This window comes from Neobacillus ginsengisoli, from assembly GCF_030813055.1.
In genome coordinates, this window is sequence record NZ_JAUSTW010000001.1 from 328,854 (window position 1) to 346,217 (window position 17,364).

21 protein-coding genes and 1 pseudogene are annotated in these 17,364 nt (G+C 37.1%); 15 read left to right on the forward strand and 7 right to left on the reverse strand.

The window, feature by feature from the left end; translation table 11 throughout:
• The first annotated feature begins 394 nt into the window (after positions 1-394).
• On the forward strand, positions 395-1,111 hold the full coding sequence (sigK, locus tag J2S10_RS01690) for an RNA polymerase sporulation sigma factor SigK (RefSeq protein WP_307403987.1): 717 nt from the start codon (positions 395-397) through the stop codon (positions 1,109-1,111).
• A gap of 31 nt (positions 1,112-1,142) precedes the next feature.
• On the opposite strand, the gene J2S10_RS01695 is transcribed toward sigK, so the two are convergent.
• Entirely contained in the window at positions 1,143-2,114 is a 972-nt protein-coding gene (locus J2S10_RS01695; RefSeq protein WP_307403988.1) for a F510_1955 family glycosylhydrolase, read from the reverse strand.
• 46 nt (positions 2,115-2,160) lie between these two features.
• Complete coding sequence (locus tag J2S10_RS01700; protein WP_307403989.1) at positions 2,161-2,841, reverse strand: response regulator transcription factor; 681 nt, start codon at positions 2,839-2,841, stop codon at positions 2,161-2,163.
• A 179-nt stretch (positions 2,842-3,020) separates the two neighbouring features.
• Between J2S10_RS01700 and J2S10_RS01705 the strand changes: the two genes are divergently transcribed.
• Positions 3,021-3,182 carry a hypothetical protein gene (locus J2S10_RS01705; RefSeq protein ID WP_307403990.1) on the forward strand — a complete coding sequence of 54 codons (162 nt, stop codon included), beginning with the start codon at positions 3,021-3,023 and terminating at the stop codon, positions 3,180-3,182.
• 347 nt (positions 3,183-3,529) lie between these two features.
• Here J2S10_RS01705 and pssA read toward each other — a convergent pair whose 3' ends face one another.
• Positions 3,530-4,069 (reverse strand): CDP-diacylglycerol--serine O-phosphatidyltransferase, encoded by a 540-nt coding sequence (pssA, locus tag J2S10_RS01710; protein WP_307403991.1) that lies wholly within the window; start codon positions 4,067-4,069, stop codon positions 3,530-3,532.
• 130 nt (positions 4,070-4,199) lie between these two features.
• Here pssA and J2S10_RS01715 point away from each other — a divergent pair, with 130 nt between their 5' ends.
• Positions 4,200-4,982 (forward strand): phosphatidylserine decarboxylase, encoded by a 783-nt coding sequence (locus tag J2S10_RS01715; protein ID WP_307403992.1) that lies wholly within the window; start codon positions 4,200-4,202, stop codon positions 4,980-4,982.
• Positions 4,983-5,108: 126 nt separating this feature from the next.
• Here the strand turns inward: J2S10_RS01715 and J2S10_RS01720 are convergent, their stop codons facing one another.
• A complete protein-coding gene (locus tag J2S10_RS01720) occupies positions 5,109-5,249 on the reverse strand; it encodes a sporulation histidine kinase inhibitor Sda (RefSeq protein WP_307403993.1) in 141 nt (46 codons plus the stop codon).
• A 526-nt stretch (positions 5,250-5,775) separates the two neighbouring features.
• Between J2S10_RS01720 and J2S10_RS01725 the strand changes: the two genes are divergently transcribed.
• Genes J2S10_RS01725 through J2S10_RS01760 form a run of 8 tightly spaced genes read left to right on the forward strand, consistent with a single transcriptional unit; the run spans position 5,776 to position 10,835 of the window.
• Positions 5,776-6,291, forward strand: a complete 516-nt coding sequence (locus J2S10_RS01725; RefSeq protein ID WP_307403994.1) for a YqeG family HAD IIIA-type phosphatase — start codon at positions 5,776-5,778, stop codon at positions 6,289-6,291.
• A gap of 27 nt (positions 6,292-6,318) precedes the next feature.
• Positions 6,319-7,401, forward strand: a complete 1,083-nt coding sequence (yqeH, locus tag J2S10_RS01730; protein WP_370876150.1) for a ribosome biogenesis GTPase YqeH — start codon at positions 6,319-6,321, stop codon at positions 7,399-7,401.
• A 51-nt stretch (positions 7,402-7,452) separates the two neighbouring features.
• On the forward strand, positions 7,453-8,292 hold the full coding sequence (gene aroE / locus J2S10_RS01735) for a shikimate dehydrogenase (RefSeq protein ID WP_307403996.1): 840 nt from the start codon (positions 7,453-7,455) through the stop codon (positions 8,290-8,292).
• On the forward strand, positions 8,286-8,576 hold the full coding sequence (yhbY, locus tag J2S10_RS01740; RefSeq protein ID WP_307403997.1) for a ribosome assembly RNA-binding protein YhbY: 291 nt from the start codon (positions 8,286-8,288) through the stop codon (positions 8,574-8,576). Before aroE ends, yhbY begins: the two co-directional genes overlap by 7 nt.
• A 27-nt stretch (positions 8,577-8,603) precedes the next feature.
• Positions 8,604-9,173 carry a nicotinate-nucleotide adenylyltransferase gene (locus J2S10_RS01745; RefSeq protein ID WP_307403998.1) on the forward strand — a complete coding sequence of 190 codons (570 nt, stop codon included), beginning with the start codon at positions 8,604-8,606 and terminating at the stop codon, positions 9,171-9,173.
• The gene (gene yqeK / locus J2S10_RS01750; RefSeq protein WP_307403999.1) at positions 9,163-9,729 is read left to right on the forward strand and encodes a bis(5'-nucleosyl)-tetraphosphatase (symmetrical) YqeK; all 567 of its coding nucleotides are present in this window, start codon (positions 9,163-9,165) and stop codon (positions 9,727-9,729) included. The genes J2S10_RS01745 and yqeK overlap by 11 nt, the downstream gene beginning before the upstream one ends.
• A 3-nt stretch (positions 9,730-9,732) precedes the next feature.
• Positions 9,733-10,089, forward strand: coding sequence for a ribosome silencing factor (gene rsfS, locus J2S10_RS01755; protein WP_307404000.1), 357 nt, complete (start codon positions 9,733-9,735; stop codon positions 10,087-10,089).
• Positions 10,086-10,835, forward strand: a complete 750-nt coding sequence (locus tag J2S10_RS01760; protein WP_307404001.1) for a class I SAM-dependent DNA methyltransferase — start codon at positions 10,086-10,088, stop codon at positions 10,833-10,835. The genes rsfS and J2S10_RS01760 overlap by 4 nt, the downstream gene beginning before the upstream one ends.
• Positions 10,836-10,909: 74 nt before the next feature.
• On the opposite strand, the gene comER is transcribed toward J2S10_RS01760, so the two are convergent.
• Positions 10,910-11,734 carry a late competence protein ComER gene (comER, locus tag J2S10_RS01765; RefSeq protein ID WP_307404002.1) on the reverse strand — a complete coding sequence of 275 codons (825 nt, stop codon included), beginning with the start codon at positions 11,732-11,734 and terminating at the stop codon, positions 10,910-10,912.
• An 86-nt stretch (positions 11,735-11,820) separates the two neighbouring features.
• On the opposite strand from comER, the gene J2S10_RS01770 reads away from it, so the two are divergent.
• The 3 genes and pseudogenes from J2S10_RS01770 to J2S10_RS01780 all read left to right on the forward strand — a co-directional run bounded on the left by J2S10_RS01770 (position 11,821) and on the right by J2S10_RS01780 (position 15,449).
• On the forward strand, positions 11,821-12,489 hold the full coding sequence (locus tag J2S10_RS01770) for a helix-hairpin-helix domain-containing protein (protein WP_307404003.1): 669 nt from the start codon (positions 11,821-11,823) through the stop codon (positions 12,487-12,489).
• A gap of 82 nt (positions 12,490-12,571) precedes the next feature.
• A pseudogene (locus J2S10_RS01775) lies at positions 12,572-13,018 on the forward strand (ComE operon protein 2); the annotation flags it as partial.
• Positions 13,019-13,121: 103 nt separating this feature from the next.
• Positions 13,122-15,449: a DNA internalization-related competence protein ComEC/Rec2 gene (locus tag J2S10_RS01780; RefSeq protein ID WP_307404005.1), complete on the forward strand. Its 2,328-nt coding sequence runs from the start codon at positions 13,122-13,124 to the stop codon at positions 15,447-15,449.
• 59 nt (positions 15,450-15,508) lie between these two features.
• On the opposite strand, the gene J2S10_RS01785 is transcribed toward J2S10_RS01780, so the two are convergent.
• On the reverse strand, positions 15,509-15,643 hold the full coding sequence (locus J2S10_RS01785; RefSeq protein WP_307404006.1) for a YqzM family protein: 135 nt from the start codon (positions 15,641-15,643) through the stop codon (positions 15,509-15,511).
• A 310-nt stretch (positions 15,644-15,953) separates the two neighbouring features.
• Here J2S10_RS01785 and holA point away from each other — a divergent pair, with 310 nt between their 5' ends.
• Positions 15,954-16,970 carry a DNA polymerase III subunit delta gene (gene holA, locus J2S10_RS01790; RefSeq protein WP_307404007.1) on the forward strand — a complete coding sequence of 339 codons (1,017 nt, stop codon included), beginning with the start codon at positions 15,954-15,956 and terminating at the stop codon, positions 16,968-16,970.
• Positions 16,971-17,012: 42 nt separating this feature from the next.
• On the opposite strand, the gene rpsT is transcribed toward holA, so the two are convergent.
• A complete protein-coding gene (gene rpsT, locus J2S10_RS01795) occupies positions 17,013-17,273 on the reverse strand; it encodes a 30S ribosomal protein S20 (RefSeq protein ID WP_307404008.1) in 261 nt (86 codons plus the stop codon).
• Between the last annotated feature and the right edge of the window lie 91 nt (positions 17,274-17,364).

Below are 17,364 nucleotides of genomic sequence, written 5' to 3' on the forward strand. Positions count from 1 at the left end.
AAAGAAAAAAGATTTACAATGATAACATAAGTATAAGTTTTTGCTAAGGGCTTGAAATATTTGTTGACAAAATGTTCACAATCCTTAAAGCTAGATACTGTGAAAATATGATAAATTCAAATTAGCATGATCAATTTTAAGGGGTGGAGAATATGTTATTTATGGTTGTGATGTCTTTCGTCATTACCGGGGTGATTGGCTGCGTGATTTCAGCAGAAGTAAGTGCAAAATAGCAATGTAAAAGCATTGGCCTTGTATTAAGGTTAATGCTTTTTTTTATGAAAAATTTATTATTCTTTTTTAAATAATATACAATGGACAGACACAATCTCACCTCTCCCTTCATAGGAATTAGTTATAGGCGATAGTCTAAGGAAAGTTGGGGTGGAAGTAAATGGCTGGAATTTTTACAGCTCTCGGGTATTTAGTAAAAGAGTTTTTATTTCTAGTCTCATATGTGAAAAATAATGCTTTTCCTCAACCCCTTTCTGCTGCAGAAGAACGAAAATACCTACGCTTAATGGCAGAGGGAGATTCACATGCCCGCAATATGTTAATCGAACATAATTTACGTCTGGTTGCACACATAGTAAAAAAATTCGAAAATACCGGGGAGGATTCGGAGGATTTAATATCGATCGGAACAATTGGTTTAATTAAAGCGATTGAAAGCTATTCAGAGGGGAAAGGCACAAAGCTTGCCACCTATGCGGCCCGATGTATTGAAAATGAAATCCTCATGCATTTGCGTGCTCTTAAGAAAACGAAAAAAGATGTATCATTGCATGACCCGATCGGCCAAGATAAAGAAGGAAATGAAATATCGCTGATTGATGTTCTCAAGTCTGAATCAGAGGACGTAATTGATACGATTCAATTAAACATGGAGTTGGAAAAAATTAGACAGTATATTGATGTGCTTGATGAACGGGAAAAAGAAGTGATTATCGGCCGATTTGGGCTTGATCTGCAAAAAGAAAAAACCCAGCGGGAAATTGCTAAGGAGCTGGGAATATCGAGAAGCTATGTTTCCAGAATTGAAAAACGCGCGCTTATGAAAATGTTCCATGAATTTTATCGGGCGGAAAAAGAGCGGAAAAAAAATCGCTAATGATGTTCACACAAAAAAATAGAGCAGGAGATTACTCCTGCTCTATTTTTCCGTCTTTTAAAAGTGTGCTCCAGTTTTTACCTCTATCTAAAGATTCATATAAATCATTTTTATAGGTAGTAAAGGCAATTTGATTTTCATTTTTTGGGTTAACAGCTATATAGGTGATGGGATTATCTTGGTCAAGAAAAGGAATTGCTATATTTCCTTGTTCACCAGTTTTGGGATTCGCTGTGTTTAATAATATATTATAATTTTCAACAACACTCGAATACAAAATGCGATCCCCTGAAAAAGTGAGGGCGGTCACCATAAACGGACCTGCTGTGAGCTTCATCGTATTTCCGTTATCTTCAGAGTAGTAAATTCCGGCCCTAGTGGCCATTGCCATAATATCCCCGTTTTTAGGATGCACAGCAATCATACCAAGTGAATCGGATTTGAAATTCTTTAAAGTGCTCTTTTTCCAAGTTTTTCCATCATCCGTTGAATAGTTTACACCGTAATTCAAATCTTTGTCCTGCTGTTCATTCAGGACATATATATCCTTTCCGGAAAAGCTGGCCGAAATGAAATGAAAGTTGTTTTTACCATAAAACGCGATATTTTTTAGTGTTTTTCCTTTATCCGTGCTTTCTACTAAGCCAAGGGGATCCTTCAGATCTGTTCCTTTTCGCGGATGCCCGCTCGCTAAAAACCCTGTTTCAATTGCTTGAAATCCCAAATAGTTATTAAGATCAGCAGTCGTTTCATACCATTTTGAATCCTTAAATATTTTTAAACCTTTATCTGAGGCAACATACAGTGCGTTGTCATTGCCGGGAAATCCAATACCTTGAATGACTTTCAAGTTTATCGTTTTTGCTTGAACAATCTCGAACTTAGGTTGAACCTTACTTATTTGTTGTGTCTTTTTCTGCTCCCAGCTATTGCTGCTGCAGCCTGCTGCTGCCAATAACATTCCGGTTATAAGGGCAAAAATCACTTTCTTTTGAACCGTCACTTTTCTTCCTCCAATTATTAACCTCAATTACGCTATTTACTATTATTTAAGATTCCTTATCCATCCACTTATAACCCAGTCCCCATACGGTTGTCAAATATTCATCCACATGAAAACCTGTTTTCCTTAACTTTTCTCTTAAGTTCCGAACATGGGAATCAATCGTCCGGTCTTCCGTTGCAACAGAGTATCCCCAGATCGTTGTAAGCAGGTGTTCGCGGGTAAAGACTTTGTTTCGGTTCTGTAAAAAAAGCCCCAATAAAGCGAACTCTTTTGGTGTTAATGGTACATGTGTCTCTCGGAATGAAACCTCGAAGGAATCTTCATTTAAGTTAAGTCCATTAAAGGCAACAGTAGCAGTGTGTCCTTTTTTCCTCCGTAAAATCGCTTCCATTCTCGCGATTAGCTCATCTTCATCAAACGGCTTGGAAATATAATCATCGGCCCCAATCTTTAAGCCTTTTACAATATCAATTTTTTCACTCCGAGCCGTAAGCATAATAATTGGAGTATCCCAATGCTTCCGTATTTGTCTGCATGCCTCCCAGCCGTCCATATCAGGCATCATCACGTCTAACAAAATAATATCCGCTTTATTAGCCTCAAGATAATGAATCGCTTCATTTGCGGAAGTCATTTTAATGCAGCTGTATCCTTTCGGAGCTAAATAAAGGGAAAGTAAATCTAGCATTCTCGTTTCATCATCAATTAGCAGGACTTTTTTCAAATGACATCTCTCCCAGTATAAATATGTAGGAATAAATTATACTACAAAAAGGACCATTCACTATGTTTAATACCTTTACATGATGGTAAATAAAATTATTACAGGACATACACTTCCGCCTATACATGCCATTTAAGGGCTCATACCCTAATAATAAAAAGGATAAAGGGGGGAATTTTATGCCATATGGTTATCCATATTCCTACGGCTGCCCAGCCCCTTATCCAGCCTTTCCTGTACCCTATGCAGGCGGTGGCGGATTTTGGTTCGCAGTCATAATCGTTCTATTTATTCTGTTGTTATTATTCGGCGGCTGGTGGTGGTATACACGGTTTTGCTAAAACAATTAAAGGCTTATGCTTGATTGCATAAGTTTTTTCTTATTAATAATGCGGTAACTATAGAATTTTTCAAAAAATAAACATATAATCGAAAGGTACAAAAGCATGCGTGGCAATAAACATGGCAGCAACTACATATTCAAAAGTCTGGAATCTTGACGTAATTAGTGAAAATGGTTAAAAGACCAATATAAAATAATTTGAATATAAAAGGAAAATAGCTTGGAGCTCCAAGCTATTTTTTATCTGAATTAATTTGTGTGAAATTTTTGAATTATAAGTGATTTAATTCAGGCTTAGATGAATAGCCCCAACAAGTGAATGCGTTACAAATTGCCCTAATTTTTTTAAACCTTCTTTAGTTTAAAGGAACCGACCATTAGGAAAGATAGAATGATGATTATGAAAAAATATGTTTGGGCTGGTAAATAGGGGATGGCTAAGAAGCTTAGTGTTGCCAGGCAGCCGGCAGCTGTAATGGGTAAGCCGGTAAAATATCCATTGCTTTCAGTAATGTTAAATCGTGCTAATCGGAAAGCACCGCAGCCAATATAGAATACAGTGAAAAATGAACCGGGTCCGCCAAAATCCTGTAAAACTCCTTGATACAATAATAGTGCAGGTGCCACGCCAAATGATATAATATCACTCATGGAATCCAATTGTTTGCCTAGCTCTGATTCAATATTAAATTTTCTTGCAATCATTCCATCAAAGCGATCTGCTAATGCGGCAATAAAAATTAACAATAAACTCAATCTTAAATTTCCATGAAGTCCGAAAACAATGGCAAAGCCGCCTAAAGATAAATTCGTTAATGTAATTACATTTGCAGTTTGGGCTTTAAGTTTTTTCACTGTTTGATCAAAAACATCCAATAAAAACATTTCTCCTCATCACTCCTTTTTTACAAGCCGAAAGAGAATCAATTTTCTGTCGATTACTTTATAATATTTAATTCTAAGTCTTTTATGCCAGTTCGTAAAGAGTATATTTACACTATTTGGGGGTAGTTCCATGATTCAGCCGTTTTATCGCTTGCTTATAGAATTAACCAATGGAAGGTGGTCTTCTTCTCTTTTAAAGCGCTTTGCCCGTTCAAGAATCAGTCGTTTCATTGTTCCTTCTTTTACAAAAATTTATCACTTAAATCAAGAAGAAATGGAAAAGGAAATCCATGAGTTTCCGACTCTTCATGATTTATTTGTCAGGTCCTTAAGAAAAGAAGCTAGGAAAATCGAGCAAGGCCCCGGCTTTGTCGTAAGTCCGGTTGATGCCGTCATCGAGGATGTCGGGGACATAAAAGAAACAAGTGAAATTGTCGTAAAAGGAAAAGTTTATTCTATTGAAGAAATGTTGGGAGACCATAACCTCCTGACAAAATATTTAAATGGTAAATACATGATTCTTTATTTAAGCCCGAGCCATTATCATCGCATACATAGCCCTGTAGCGGGGACAGTCACAAAGCAATGGACACTTGGAGCAAAGTCCTATCCTGTTAATAAATGGGGATTAAAATACGGGGTTCGAACGCTTGCAAAGAACTACCGGGTTATAACAGAATTGATTACGGAATTTGGACATGTCGCTGTCGTAAAGGTGGGAGCGATGTTTGTTAACTCAATTGAAACGACACATAAAGGAACACATCTTGAAAAAGGAGAGGAAATGGCCTATTTTAGTTTCGGTTCCACTGTTGTATTGTTGTTTGAAAAGGGGATCTTTCAAATTGATGCATTAATTCAAACTCCTCATGATATTAAGGTCGGGGAAAAAATAGGAGTTATGAAGAATTGAGTGGGACGATGTATGAATGGCGGCGCTTAATTGCGCCGTATTTTTCGGCTAATCGGAAGAATATAAATGAATCGGCGGGTTTTCTTTAAGATAATAAAAAAAGCCCCGAATAGGGCATATGAAAAATTATGAAGAAACCTTCATTTTATTAAATAAAGAACGTCGGTGAATTTCAGTTTCAATGAGGTGAATAAAATCCGGACTTAGATTCAATTCTCTTGCTTTGAAATAAGATTCAATCAACAATTCATCTGACAGTTTACGCATGTCAGAATGCACCTCCAAATTAAAAAAATTGTTCTAAAAGATTAATGTCTAACATAAAATGGTAGGTTCCATTGATGTACCCTAAATCTACCAAATTTAATCGTTAAGAACAACCGTTCTAAATATCCACAGGTTTTGGTGGATAACTTGTGGTTAACTTGTTTATAAAACATTAAAAAGTAAATGATTCAATGGGTATAATGTTAATAACTTTATCCACAGGTGTAAGATTTTAGGGGATTTGTCGAAAAATATTTTTAAATTAAGTATTTAAACAGTGTTTTTATTAAAAATTAGCTTTATTTTTTACTGAAGCAGTTTTTTTCTTATCATGTATTGTCGTTATTTGACGAACAATATGGTTATCAATTTTTGATGGTTCGTAATTGATTTGGGAAAGTAATTGAAAATTTTTATTCTTTGAAACAAAAGGCAAAATTCGTTATGATGATACAATAAAAGCGAAAGCTCCTATTGACAAGGCAATTTAACTGGGAATCTAATTCTTTTAAGAGGTGTACGCTTAGTGTTAAAACAATTTTTACCAAATGAACATGTAAAAAGTATTCTGGACATAAATCCTGAAGATTTGAAAGAAAGAGGAATAAAAGGGATAATCACGGATTTGGATAATACCCTTGTGGAATGGGACCGCCCATATGCCACCCCGCAATTAATCAAATGGTTTGATGAAATAAAAAAACATAATATTCTCGTTACCATTGTTTCCAATAACAATGAAGAGCGTGTTAAGGCGTTTTCAGATCCGCTGAAAATCCCGTTTATTTTTAGGGCTAAGAAGCCAATGGGACCTGCTTTTCACAGAGCGATTGCTCAAATGGGAATTAAAAAGGAAGAAACAGTCGTTATCGGTGATCAACTATTAACCGATGTACTCGGGGGAAACCGCACTGGTTTTCATACGATCCTCGTTGTTCCGGTTGCCCAAACAGACGGGTTTTTTACAAAGTTTAATCGTTTTGTTGAACGAAGAATATTAAATTGGTTTCGCAAAAAGGGAATGCTGCAGTGGGAGGATTAATCAGTGAATGAACAACAAAATATTTGCATGGGTTGCGGCGTGAAGGTCCAAACCGAAAACCCTAATGAATTAGGATATGCACCTGCTTCCGCTTTGGAAAAGGAAATGCTTATTTGCCAAAGATGTTTTCGTTTAAAACATTATAATGAGGTTCAGGATGTTAATTTAACCGATGATGACTTTTTAAAAATTTTAAACGGGATTGGGCAGAAAGAAGCCCTTATTGTTTTAATTGTTGATATTTTTGATTTTAACGGCAGCTGGCTTCCTGGGTTACACCGATTTGTCGGCAATAATAAAATATTGTTGGTAGGGAATAAGGTGGACTTATTGCCTAAATCTGTGAAGCACAATAAAATGATTCATTGGATGAAGCAAGAATCGCGGGAACTGGGCTTAAAGCCGGAAGAAGTGTTCCTCGTCAGTGCGTCAAAGGGTTTGTTTATTAAAGAAACTGCAGCTGCCATTGATGAATTGCGGAGAGGCAAAGATGTTTATGTCGTCGGTTGTACCAATGTCGGGAAATCAACTTTTATAAACCGAATCATAAAAGAAGTAACCGGTGAGGAAGATGTGATCACTACCTCACACTTTCCGGGAACAACTTTAGATATTATTAAAATCCCGCTTGAAAATGGAAAATCATTAATTGATTCACCAGGAATTATTAATCACCATCAAATGGCTCATTTTGTTGATAAAAAGGATTTAAAAATTATCACGCCTAAAAAGGAAATCAAGCCAAAAATCTTTCAATTAAATGAAGGACAAACCTTATTCTTTGGCGGATTGGCAAGGTTCGATTATGTGAGCGGCGGCAGAAGGTCATTTGTTTGCTATCTGTCTAATGAACTTACTATTCATAGGACCAAAACAGAAAATGCCTCGGAGCTTTATGAGAAGCATGCCGGAGAAATGTTAACACCGCCGCGGACGGATCAAATGGAATCCTTTCCTGAGCTTGTTAAACAGGAATTCATGATAAAAGAAGCGAAAACGGATATCGTCTTTTCCGGACTGGGCTGGATCACGGTTAATGATCCGGGGGCAAAAGTAGTTGCTTACGTACCAAAGGGAGTTCAAACGTTAATTCGAAAATCTTTAATATAAAAAGCGCGCACTTTTTATGTTACGCGTAATTAAGGGATTGGTGAGAAACAGGTGAAAAAGCTTTTTGCAGTTTTAGGAGATCCAATAGGACATTCGATGTCCCCGGTTATGCATAATGATTTATTTTCTTTCTATACTATCGATGCCCACTATCTGCCTTTTCAAGTAAAGCCTGCAGATGTTGAAGTTGCTGTAAAAGGATTAAAAGCAATCGGGGCTGCGGGATTTAATGTGACAATCCCTCATAAAAGTACAATCATTCCTTTTTTAGATGAAGTGGATGACTTAGCCCTTAGCATTGGTGCAGTGAATACAGTTGTGAATGAAGCAGGTAAACTCAAAGGCTATAATACAGACGGTCTGGGATTTTTAAAAGGCTTGGAAGCCTATTTTCCAACAGTTTCCGGGAAAAAGGTTTTAATTATTGGTGCCGGCGGAGCAGCGAGGGCGATTTACTTTACTTTAGCAAAATATAACCCTGAAGTTGTGAATATTGCTAACAGGACCATTGAGAGAGCAGCCCGGTTGGTTGAGGATTGTCCTTTTCCGATTTCTTCATCAGCAATTTCCTTAAAAGAAGCTGAAGATCATTTAGGGGATTATGATTTACTCATCCAAACCACGATGATTGGAATGTATCCGAAGATTTCAGAACAGCCACTATGCCTTTCTAAACTTAGTACGCAGGCGATGGTATGTGATATAATATACAACCCGTTTGAAACGCAATTTTTACATGAAGCCAAACGGGTAGGAGCAAAAGTCCAAAATGGAGTGGATATGTTTGTTTATCAGGGAGCACTCGCTTTTGAAAAATGGACTGACATTTTCCCTGATGTCCAAAGAATGAGAGAGAATGTGTTAAAACAGCTGGGAGGCACACTATGTTAACAGGTAAACAAAAAAGATTTTTACGTTCGAAGGCCCACCACCTTGACCCTATTTTTCAAGTAGGAAAAGGCGGAGTAAACGAGAATATGATTAAACAAATTACTGAGGCATTAGAAGCAAGAGAGCTTTTTAAGGTAAGTGTTTTACAAAATTGTGAGGAAGATAAAACGGTTGTAGCTGAGCAGATTGCTGAGGGTGCTGACGCAGAAATTGTGCAAATAATCGGTAATACGATCGTCCTTTATAAGGAATCCGTTGAAAAGAAACAAATTACTTTACCATAAACACTGGAAGTATAGGAGGCTTAGAGTATGAAGAAAGTCGGGGTCTTGGGAGGAACATTTGACCCGCCGCATCTTGGGCATCTTTTAATCGCTAATGAGGTATACTCCGCACTTGATCTTGATGAAGTTTGGTTTATGCCTAATCAAGAGCCTCCGCATAAGGAAAAATCAGATTCTGTTAAAAATGAAGAGCGTCTTCAAATGCTGAACCTGGCAATTGAAAATAATGACCATTTTAAAATTGCAGCCATTGAGCTTGAGCGGGAAGGCCGTTCCTATACTGTCGATACGATGAAAATATTAAATGCTCGATTTCCTAATTTTCAATTTTTCTTTATCATTGGCGCAGATATGATTGAATATTTGCCGAAATGGCATAAAATTGATGAACTGATAAAGCTGGTGAAGTTTGTTGGCGTTGAAAGACCTGAATACAGCCATCAAACAGATTATCCTGTCCTTTATGTAGATGTACCTGCTATGGAAGTATCATCCAGTATGATTCGTGAGCGAATAAAAAATGGAAAGACGGTTCGTTATTTATTGCCTGATCCGGTTATCCATTATATAGAGGAGAAACATTTATATGGAACGTGAAGAGGCCCTTAAAATTGTAAAGGAACAATTAACAGAACACCGATATCAACATACGTTAGGCGTCGTGGAAACAGCGATACAATTGGCAGAAAAATATGGTGCTGATGTAGTAAAAGCTGAAATGGCAGCCATTTTTCATGATTATGCAAAATTTCGCTCAAAAGAGGAAATGAAGGAAATCATAAAGGAACAAGGCTTCCCGCATGATTTACTCGAATTTAATGGGGAGCTATGGCATGCACCCGTAGGAGCCTACCTAGTAGAAAAAGAAGCAGGAATAACTGACCGTGAAATTTTAGATGCCATTAGGTTTCATACATCCGGAAGAATCAATATGACTTTGCTTGATAAAGTGGTTTATTTGGCGGATTATATTGAACCGGGGCGGCATTTTCCCGGAGTAGATGAAGTGCGGGAAATCGCAAAAGAAAGTTTAGATAAAGCATTAATAAAGGCGATTCAAAATACGATTTTGTTTTTAATGAAGAAAAATCAAACGGTATATCCGGATACTTTTCATACTTACAACGATCTTGTACAAAAACTGGAGGATTGATTAATGAATAATCAAGAATTACTTAAAATTGCCGTAAAAGCAGCAGATGATAAAAGAGCAGAAGACATTCTTGCCCTTAATATGAAGGGGATTTCTCTAATTGCGGATTACTTTATTATTTGCCACGGAAATTCTGATAAACAGGTTCAAGCCATCGCCAGAGAAATGAAGGAAAAAGCTCAAGAAAATGGCTATGATGTTAAAAGAATTGAGGGCTTTGATGAAGCTAGATGGGTATTAATTGATTTAGGGGATGTCGTGGCCCATGTATTCCACCGCGATGAAAGAAGTTATTATAAGCTCGAGCGTTTATGGGGCGATGCACCATTAGAAGATATTCGCAGTGAGTTAAATTCATGAGCTATGAACATTTTGCCTATTTGTACGATGAACTGATGAAGGATGCTCCGTATGACGAATGGGTAAAGTTCGTAAAAGAAAGACTGCAAAAATATCATGTTGACGGAAATCTTCTTCTTGATCTGGCATGTGGGACAGGTGAGTTATCTATCCGCTTGGCGGAAGAGGGATTTTCTGTCACAGGTGTGGATTTATCGTCGGATATGCTGGCAGTTGCACAGGCAAAATCAGAAGGGGCAGGAACTCCAATACCTTTTTTCGAGCAAAATATGACTGACTTGGAAGGCCATGGACTATTTGATATCATTGGGATCTTTTGTGACTCACTGAATTATTTACAAACAGAAGAAGAAGTAACTCAGACTTTCTCAACCGTTTACCAACATTTGAAAACCGGAGGTATTTTCTTTTTTGATGTTCATTCAATCTATAAAATCTCCCAAGTATTCATCAATCAAACATTTGCATTGAATGAAGATAATTTATCTTATATATGGAATAGTTTTCCAGGTGAATTTCCTAATAGTGTTGAGCACGATCTCAGTTTTTTTGTTCTGGATGAGCAAACTGGAAAATATGACCGTTTTGACGAACTTCATTATCAACGGACATTTCCTGTACAGCAATATACAGACTGGTTAAAGAGTACAGGTTTCGAAGTGTTGGAAGTTAGTGCTGATTTTGAAAATACCGCACCAATATCACATTCAGAAAGAATTTTTTTTGTTGTTCAAAAAAGTAAATAAAATAAAGCCATCTTCATGAAAAAAAGATGGCTTTTTAATAAAAGAGAAGGAGGAATTTCTCTTTTACTAGCGAATTAATCATTAGAGAATTGTTCTTCGACCTTTTCGAGATCTTCTTGGAATTTCGTATGTGTGGCCTTAAAAACATGCTCAAAAATATCTCCAAGCTCATTCTCCATTACTTTTATTCCCTCACCTGTTATACCGCCTTTTACACAAACCTTTTCCTGTAGAGATGGCAATGTATAATGACCTTGCTTTAACAGTTCACCAAGACCGACAATCATTTCACTTGCTAATGTTGTTGCTGTGTTTTCATCTATATCTGTTTCCTTTGCTGCGGCTAAAATGAAGCGTTGGAGCAGGTAACTAAAGAATGCAGGCCCGCAGCTGACGATATCGGAGGCAACCCTCGTAATTTTTTCATCTATCAATACCGGAACACCTATTTTTGAAAACAGATTCTCCACTTGGCTCTTCCAAGCTTCCCGACAATTTTCACCATAGGTAATTAACGCAATCCCGGATAAAGCCCGATTTGTAATGCTCGGAATGACCCTCACTGTTGAACAAGGAACCTTTTTTTCTATTTGGCTTGTACTGATAGGGCTTGTAATGGAAATAATGCATTTATCTGCAGATAAATGTGGTTTAATCTCTCCTAAAATTTTATAAACATCCAATGGTTTTACACAAATAAACAACAAATTGGACCCTGCTGCTACTTCTGCCGCATTGTCCACAACCTTTATTTCCTTATATTTATCTTTAAGCAACATCGCTTTTGATTTTGTTCTGTTAGTAATTATCACTGAAGAAGGGGAAATGGCTTTTGCGTCTATCAAAGCCTCCACTAAAATCCTCCCCATATTACCGGTACCGATGAAACCAATTTTCATTGTTCCGACCCTCCTTCACCTGCAAGTTTCTCTTATACAATATGAAAATCGATAATGAAATATACCTTTAGAAAGGAAGGATCAAATTGAAAGACTGGTTGATTGAACATAAGTACTACGCGTTATTTGCTGTTATGATCGCTTTAGGCGGTATTTATTATTTTTATAACACCGGTAATGAGTCTTCCCGTAATACAACAATCAGTGAGGTTGGTAATAAGCTTCAATCGGATGTGAAGGTAGCAGAAAATAAGAACAAAAAAACTGAGTTAAGTCAATCACAACATGACAAACAAACAAACAAAATCATGGTAGATGTTAAGGGGGAAATTAAACAGCCCGGAGTTTATGAATCAACTAAAGGTGAACGAGTGATCGATGTCATTAACCGGGCAGGAGGTGTAACAGACAAGGCAGATAAAAGCCAAATTAACTTTGCCGAACATGTTCAAGATGAAATGGTTATCTACATCCCGGCGAAGGGTGAGGCGGGAGCTGCGGGTACTTGGGCTGGAAGTGCTTCTTCGGCAACAATAGGCGGAAGCCTCAGCAACAAGCAATCAAAAATCGATTTAAATAAGGCGGATGTGAATGAATTGCAAAACCTGCCTGGAGTTGGTCCCTCAAAAGCAGCATCGATTATTGAATACCGGGAAAAAAGCGGCCCGTTTAAAACAATTGAAGATTTAAAAAATATTAGTGGTATCGGGGATAAAACGTTTGAAAAATTAAAAGATCTGATTGTTGTTCATTAATGGTTCTATTTGACCATTGGTTGTATGCAACATTACACTTAAAATAGTAACAGAAAAGTTTGTTGGAGGAGTGGGAGAGATTATGGAACGCATTTCGTGGGATCAATATTTTATGGCTCAAAGCCATTTACTTGCACTGAGAAGTACATGTACTCGGCTCTCTGTTGGAGCAACCATTGTCAGAGATAAGCGGATTATTGCCGGCGGGTATAACGGTTCGATCGCGGGAGGGGACCACTGTATTGATAAAGGATGCTACGTAATTGACAATCATTGTGTAAGAACGATTCATGCTGAAATGAATGCCCTTTTACAGTGTGCAAAATTTGGGGTACCCACTGCCGATTCGGAAATTTATGTTACCCATTTTCCATGCCTTCAGTGCTGTAAGGCACTCATTCAGGCAGGCATTAAAACTGTTTATTATGCTCAAGATTATAAGAATCACCCATATGCAGTAGAGCTTTTCGAACAAGCTAACGTGAAAGTTGAAAAAGTAGAATTAAAAGAACAACATTTTGATTTTCGGAAGATTAATCAATAAGAAAATCCCCTTAACACGCCGGTTCTAAACCGGCGTTACCCTCGAAAATAAATCCTAAAGTAAATTTTTACGATGGAGAATAAAAAATATGAATGGTAGATACTTTTATTTTGCTTTGACAGCATTATTAGGTGTTCTTTGTTCCCTTATTAATTTTGTTCCCTTTTTTCTGTTAACTTTAATTTATAGTTATCTTTTATATAGATACAAAAGCTATACGAAATCACAGCTTGTCTTAATTAGTTGTTTGTTTTTTGTGTTTTTGGCGGTTAGTCATCATACAGCAGCAAAAAATAAAACGATCATTCCTGAATCAACTGCCACTTTTATTCTTGAGTATAACCAAGATACAAAAATTGATGGAGATTTATTCCAAGTAACGGCGACCGAAATAAATTACAAGGAAAAGCTGCTGGTTCGTTACAAAATCAAATCTGAGCAAGAAAAAGAGGCTTTAAAAAATAAAGATTTTTACGGCTGTCAAAGTAGAGTCACCGGGGAACTGTCAAAACCGGCCATTGCTAAAAATCCCAATGGTTTTAACTACCAATCTTATTTAGCGGCTAAACAGACTTACTGGATTATGGAAATGGAAGAAAGTCCACTTCAAACTTGCTCACAGGTGAAATCTTCGATCTTAGCAAAGGTCAAACAAATTCGTTTTTTAGGAATCCGTTACCTCGAGAATCATTTTCCGCCCGACATTGCCTCTCTTTCAGCGGCATTAATATTTGGAGACAGGAATGTACTTAACCCCGATTTACTGGAGGATTACCAAAAGACAGGTATTGTTCACTTACTCGCTATTTCCGGACTTCACGTTTCATTGTTGGTTGGGATGGTTTATTACCTTGGGATACGAATTGGATTTACCAAGCAGTTTATGATGAATTTTCTCCTTACGATTCTTCCTTTTTATATAATTCTCACAGGAGGTTCACCGTCCGTCATCCGGGCAGTTATGATGATTTATCTCGTCCTTCTCTTGGTTAAATGGAACAATCGCATAAAACTTTTACCTATTGATGCAATTAGTTTGGCGCTTATCATTTATTTATTTTTTTCCCCAATGATCATATTTGATATTGGTTTCCAACTTTCCTTCACTGTAAGCTTCGCAATCATTTTATCGGCACCGAAAATCCTAAAGCGGTATCAAAAGAATATATCCCGTATGCTGGTAACTTCAATAACCTCGCAATTAGCGGCTCTTCCGTTTTTGTTGTATCATTACTTCGAACTTTCCTTTATCAGCCTCTTCGCAAATTTATTGTATATCCCGTTATTTTCTTTTGTTTATCTCCCCGGATTGTATTTATTATTTTTTGTTCAATTAATATTTGGTACGTCTCCCACGATGGTTATTAACCTCTTTATTAAAATTATTACTTTCTCCAATCAGCTAATTGCTAAGCTCGCCGATTATTCTCTTTTTCGATTTACACCCGGCAGACCAAATGGCGTTTTTCTGGTTCTATATTTGCTGATTATTTTGCTGATTTTTTTTATCTGGGAAGCTAGGTATTGTCGGAAACGAAATCTTCATCTTTTCCTCTTGACCTGTCTTTTATTAACTATTCAAAGCGGTTGGAACGTGATTAATCCATATGGCGAGGTGACGATGATTGATGTCGGGCAGGGTGATAGTATTCTGATTCATCTCCCTTTTGGAAAAGGGAATTATCTAATTGATACCGGAGGGACCTTGGCCTTTTCAGGAGAGCAATGGAAAAACCGCGTAAAACCATATGAAGTTGGCAGGGATGTAGTGGTTCCTTTTTTAAAAGGGAAAGGGATTACGAAAATTGATAAACTTATCCTTACACATGGTGATATGGATCATATCGGCGGTGCTTTTTCCATCTTAAAGGAGTTGGAGGTGAAGCAAATCCTTATGTCTTCCGTTGTCGAACCATCGGAAGCTGAATTAAACATTATAAAACTGGCAGAAAAGAAGGGAATCCCAGCATTGAAGGTTTCGGAAGGAAATGAATGGACTAGCGGAGAGAGTTTCTTTTATATCCTTTCACCGGAAAAGAATTTTTCAGGTGAACGAAACAAAGGATCTGTTACCATATTTGTAAAAGTAGGTGGGCTCACTTGGTTTTTTGGAGGTGACCTGGATCAGGAAGGAGAGGAAAAAATCATTAAAAAATATCCGAATTTGAAGATTGATATCCTTAAGGCAGGTCATCATGGAAGTAAAACCTCAAGTGCTCAAACCTTCATAAATCAAATAAAACCAAGAGTTTCTCTCATTTCTGTCGGAGAGAAGAATCGATTTGGCCATCCACATAAAGAAGTATTAGATCGTTTAAAAAAAGCCGGTTCCATCATTTATCGGACCGATAAACAAGGTGCAATCACATACAGATTTTTTCAAGGAAAAGGAACCTTTTTTACCTATCTTCCATAGGATAAAACAAAGCAAAAAGGCTGCATCACTGCAGCCCCAAAACCCTATGTACCCAATTATTAAGATCCGATTAGCTTAATGACTGTTGCGATAATAAACATAATTGCGAAAAAACCAAAGGAAACACCAAATCCTACTCCTGAATCCATTGCATCATTGCGTTTACTTTGTACATCTTTTTCAAATTCATTCACAGTCTACCCCTCCTATTTCACAATTTAGTATAAGCGATTTACTAAAAAAAATCCATACGGCATTCAGAGTTGCTTCCTTAACTGACAAGAGTTAACACATATAGTTTATTCCGAATGGGCTAGACTAAAATTTACAAAGGAACTCCGCCGGGCAATAAAAGATCCTAGGGCTATTATTGCAGGCGTTCACTATAGATCGGGAATTGGCGCAATTAAGAAAAAGACGCTAATTCCCTTTAAGTACTTGTCAAATTGACCAAGCTTCTTTACGATAGTTATGTGTTAAGTGACAAAGGAGCGCTGGTGAAAAATGGTATTGGATATTTGGAAGCAAATTAAAAAAAAGGACTTAGCTCCTATTTATTTATTATACGGAACGGAAGGCTTTTTAATCAATGAAACGAAGCAATTACTTCTTGATCATATTCTGGTTGAAGAAGAGAAGGATTTTAATTTTTCCGCTTATGATCTGGAGGAAACACCGATTGAGGTTGCATTGGAAGATGCGGAAACTTTTCCTTTTCTAGGTGAAAGAAAAGTGCTTTTTTTACATAACCCGTCGTTTTTAACAGCTGAAAAATCAAAAGATAAGGTTGAACATAACTTATCAAGATTAGAATCCTACTTAAAAGAGCCGGCACCCTTTACAGTGATGGTCATTTCCGCTCCATATGAAAAGCTCGATGAACGAAAAAAAATAACTAAAGAATTAAAAAAAAATACAGTGGTAGTCGAGGCAAAAAAACTGAATGAATCTGAACTAAAGAATTGGATTAAGGAAAGAGCGAAAGCAAACGGAATCGAATTCGAGGTTAATGCCCTTGATTTATTGCTTGCCCTAGTGGGAACAAATATGTTTATGCTTTCAAGTGAAGTGGATAAGTTATCGTTATATACATCAGGGGAGAAGAAGATTGACGTAGACCTTGTTGAAAAATTAACGGCAAGATCACTTGAGCAAAATATTTTTACGCTGATTGAAAAAGTGGTCGCGCGTAAGCTAGATGAAGCACTTCGGATTTATTTTGATTTGTTAAAGCAAAATGAGGAGCCGATTAAGATTTTGGCCTTGCTTGCAGGCCAATTCAGGTTAATCTATCAAGTTAAAGAACTGTCCCGAAGAGGATATGGGCAACAGCAAATAGCATCCTACCTGAAAATTCATCCATTCCGCGTAAAACTTGCTGCGGGTCAAGCGGGTAAATTTACAGATGAAGAATTGGCCAACCTAATGAAGCTCATTGCGGAAGCTGATTATCAAATGAAGACCGGAGGCATGAATAAGTCTTTATTGATTGAAATGTTATTGTTTCGGTTAAAAAGGTAAAAAAACGATTCCTGATGAGGAATCGTTTTTTTGTGCGCTTTATTATAGCGAATTAGCTTTTTTCATTAGACGTGACTTTTTACGAGCAGCAGCATTTTTATGGATAAGTCCTTTAGCAGCAGCCTTGTCTAATTTACTTGCAGCAGATGCTAATACTTCTTTAGCAGCAGCACCGTCGTTATTTGAAATAGCAGCTTCTACTTTTTTAACAGCAGTACGCATTGCAGATTTCGCAGTTGTATTTTGAGCATTACGAGCTTCGCTTGTTTTTACACGCTTAATAGCAGATTTAATGTTAGGCATTACATTCACCTCCTACAAAGAATCGAGACTATATGAACTCGACTTAACATTCATTAACAATAATCAGAACAAGTGATATTTTATCAAACGT

Coding starts and splice junctions, on each gene's coding strand:
- rsfS (WP_307404000.1), top strand. CDS start 9,733: ATGAATAATCAAGAATTACTTAAAATTGCCGTAAAAGCAGCAGATGAT.
- yqeH (WP_370876150.1), top strand. CDS start 6,319: ATGGGTTGCGGCGTGAAGGTCCAAACCGAAAACCCTAATGAATTAGGA.
- yqeK (WP_307403999.1), top strand. CDS start 9,163: ATGGAACGTGAAGAGGCCCTTAAAATTGTAAAGGAACAATTAACAGAA.
- J2S10_RS01720 (WP_307403993.1), bottom strand. CDS start 5,249: ATGCGTAAACTGTCAGATGAATTGTTGATTGAATCTTATTTCAAAGCA.
- yhbY (WP_307403997.1), top strand. CDS start 8,286: ATGTTAACAGGTAAACAAAAAAGATTTTTACGTTCGAAGGCCCACCAC.
- sigK (WP_307403987.1), top strand. CDS start 395: ATGGCTGGAATTTTTACAGCTCTCGGGTATTTAGTAAAAGAGTTTTTA.
- J2S10_RS01715 (WP_307403992.1), top strand. CDS start 4,200: ATGATTCAGCCGTTTTATCGCTTGCTTATAGAATTAACCAATGGAAGG.
- holA (WP_307404007.1), top strand. CDS start 15,954: ATGGTATTGGATATTTGGAAGCAAATTAAAAAAAAGGACTTAGCTCCT.
- rpsT (WP_307404008.1), bottom strand. CDS start 17,273: ATGCCTAACATTAAATCTGCTATTAAGCGTGTAAAAACAAGCGAAGCT.
- comER (WP_307404002.1), bottom strand. CDS start 11,734: ATGAAAATTGGTTTCATCGGTACCGGTAATATGGGGAGGATTTTAGTG.
- J2S10_RS01745 (WP_307403998.1), top strand. CDS start 8,604: ATGAAGAAAGTCGGGGTCTTGGGAGGAACATTTGACCCGCCGCATCTT.
- J2S10_RS01760 (WP_307404001.1), top strand. CDS start 10,086: ATGAGCTATGAACATTTTGCCTATTTGTACGATGAACTGATGAAGGAT.
- pssA (WP_307403991.1), bottom strand. CDS start 4,069: ATGTTTTTATTGGATGTTTTTGATCAAACAGTGAAAAAACTTAAAGCC.
- J2S10_RS01705 (WP_307403990.1), top strand. CDS start 3,021: ATGCCATATGGTTATCCATATTCCTACGGCTGCCCAGCCCCTTATCCA.
- J2S10_RS01780 (WP_307404005.1), top strand. CDS start 13,122: ATGAATGGTAGATACTTTTATTTTGCTTTGACAGCATTATTAGGTGTT.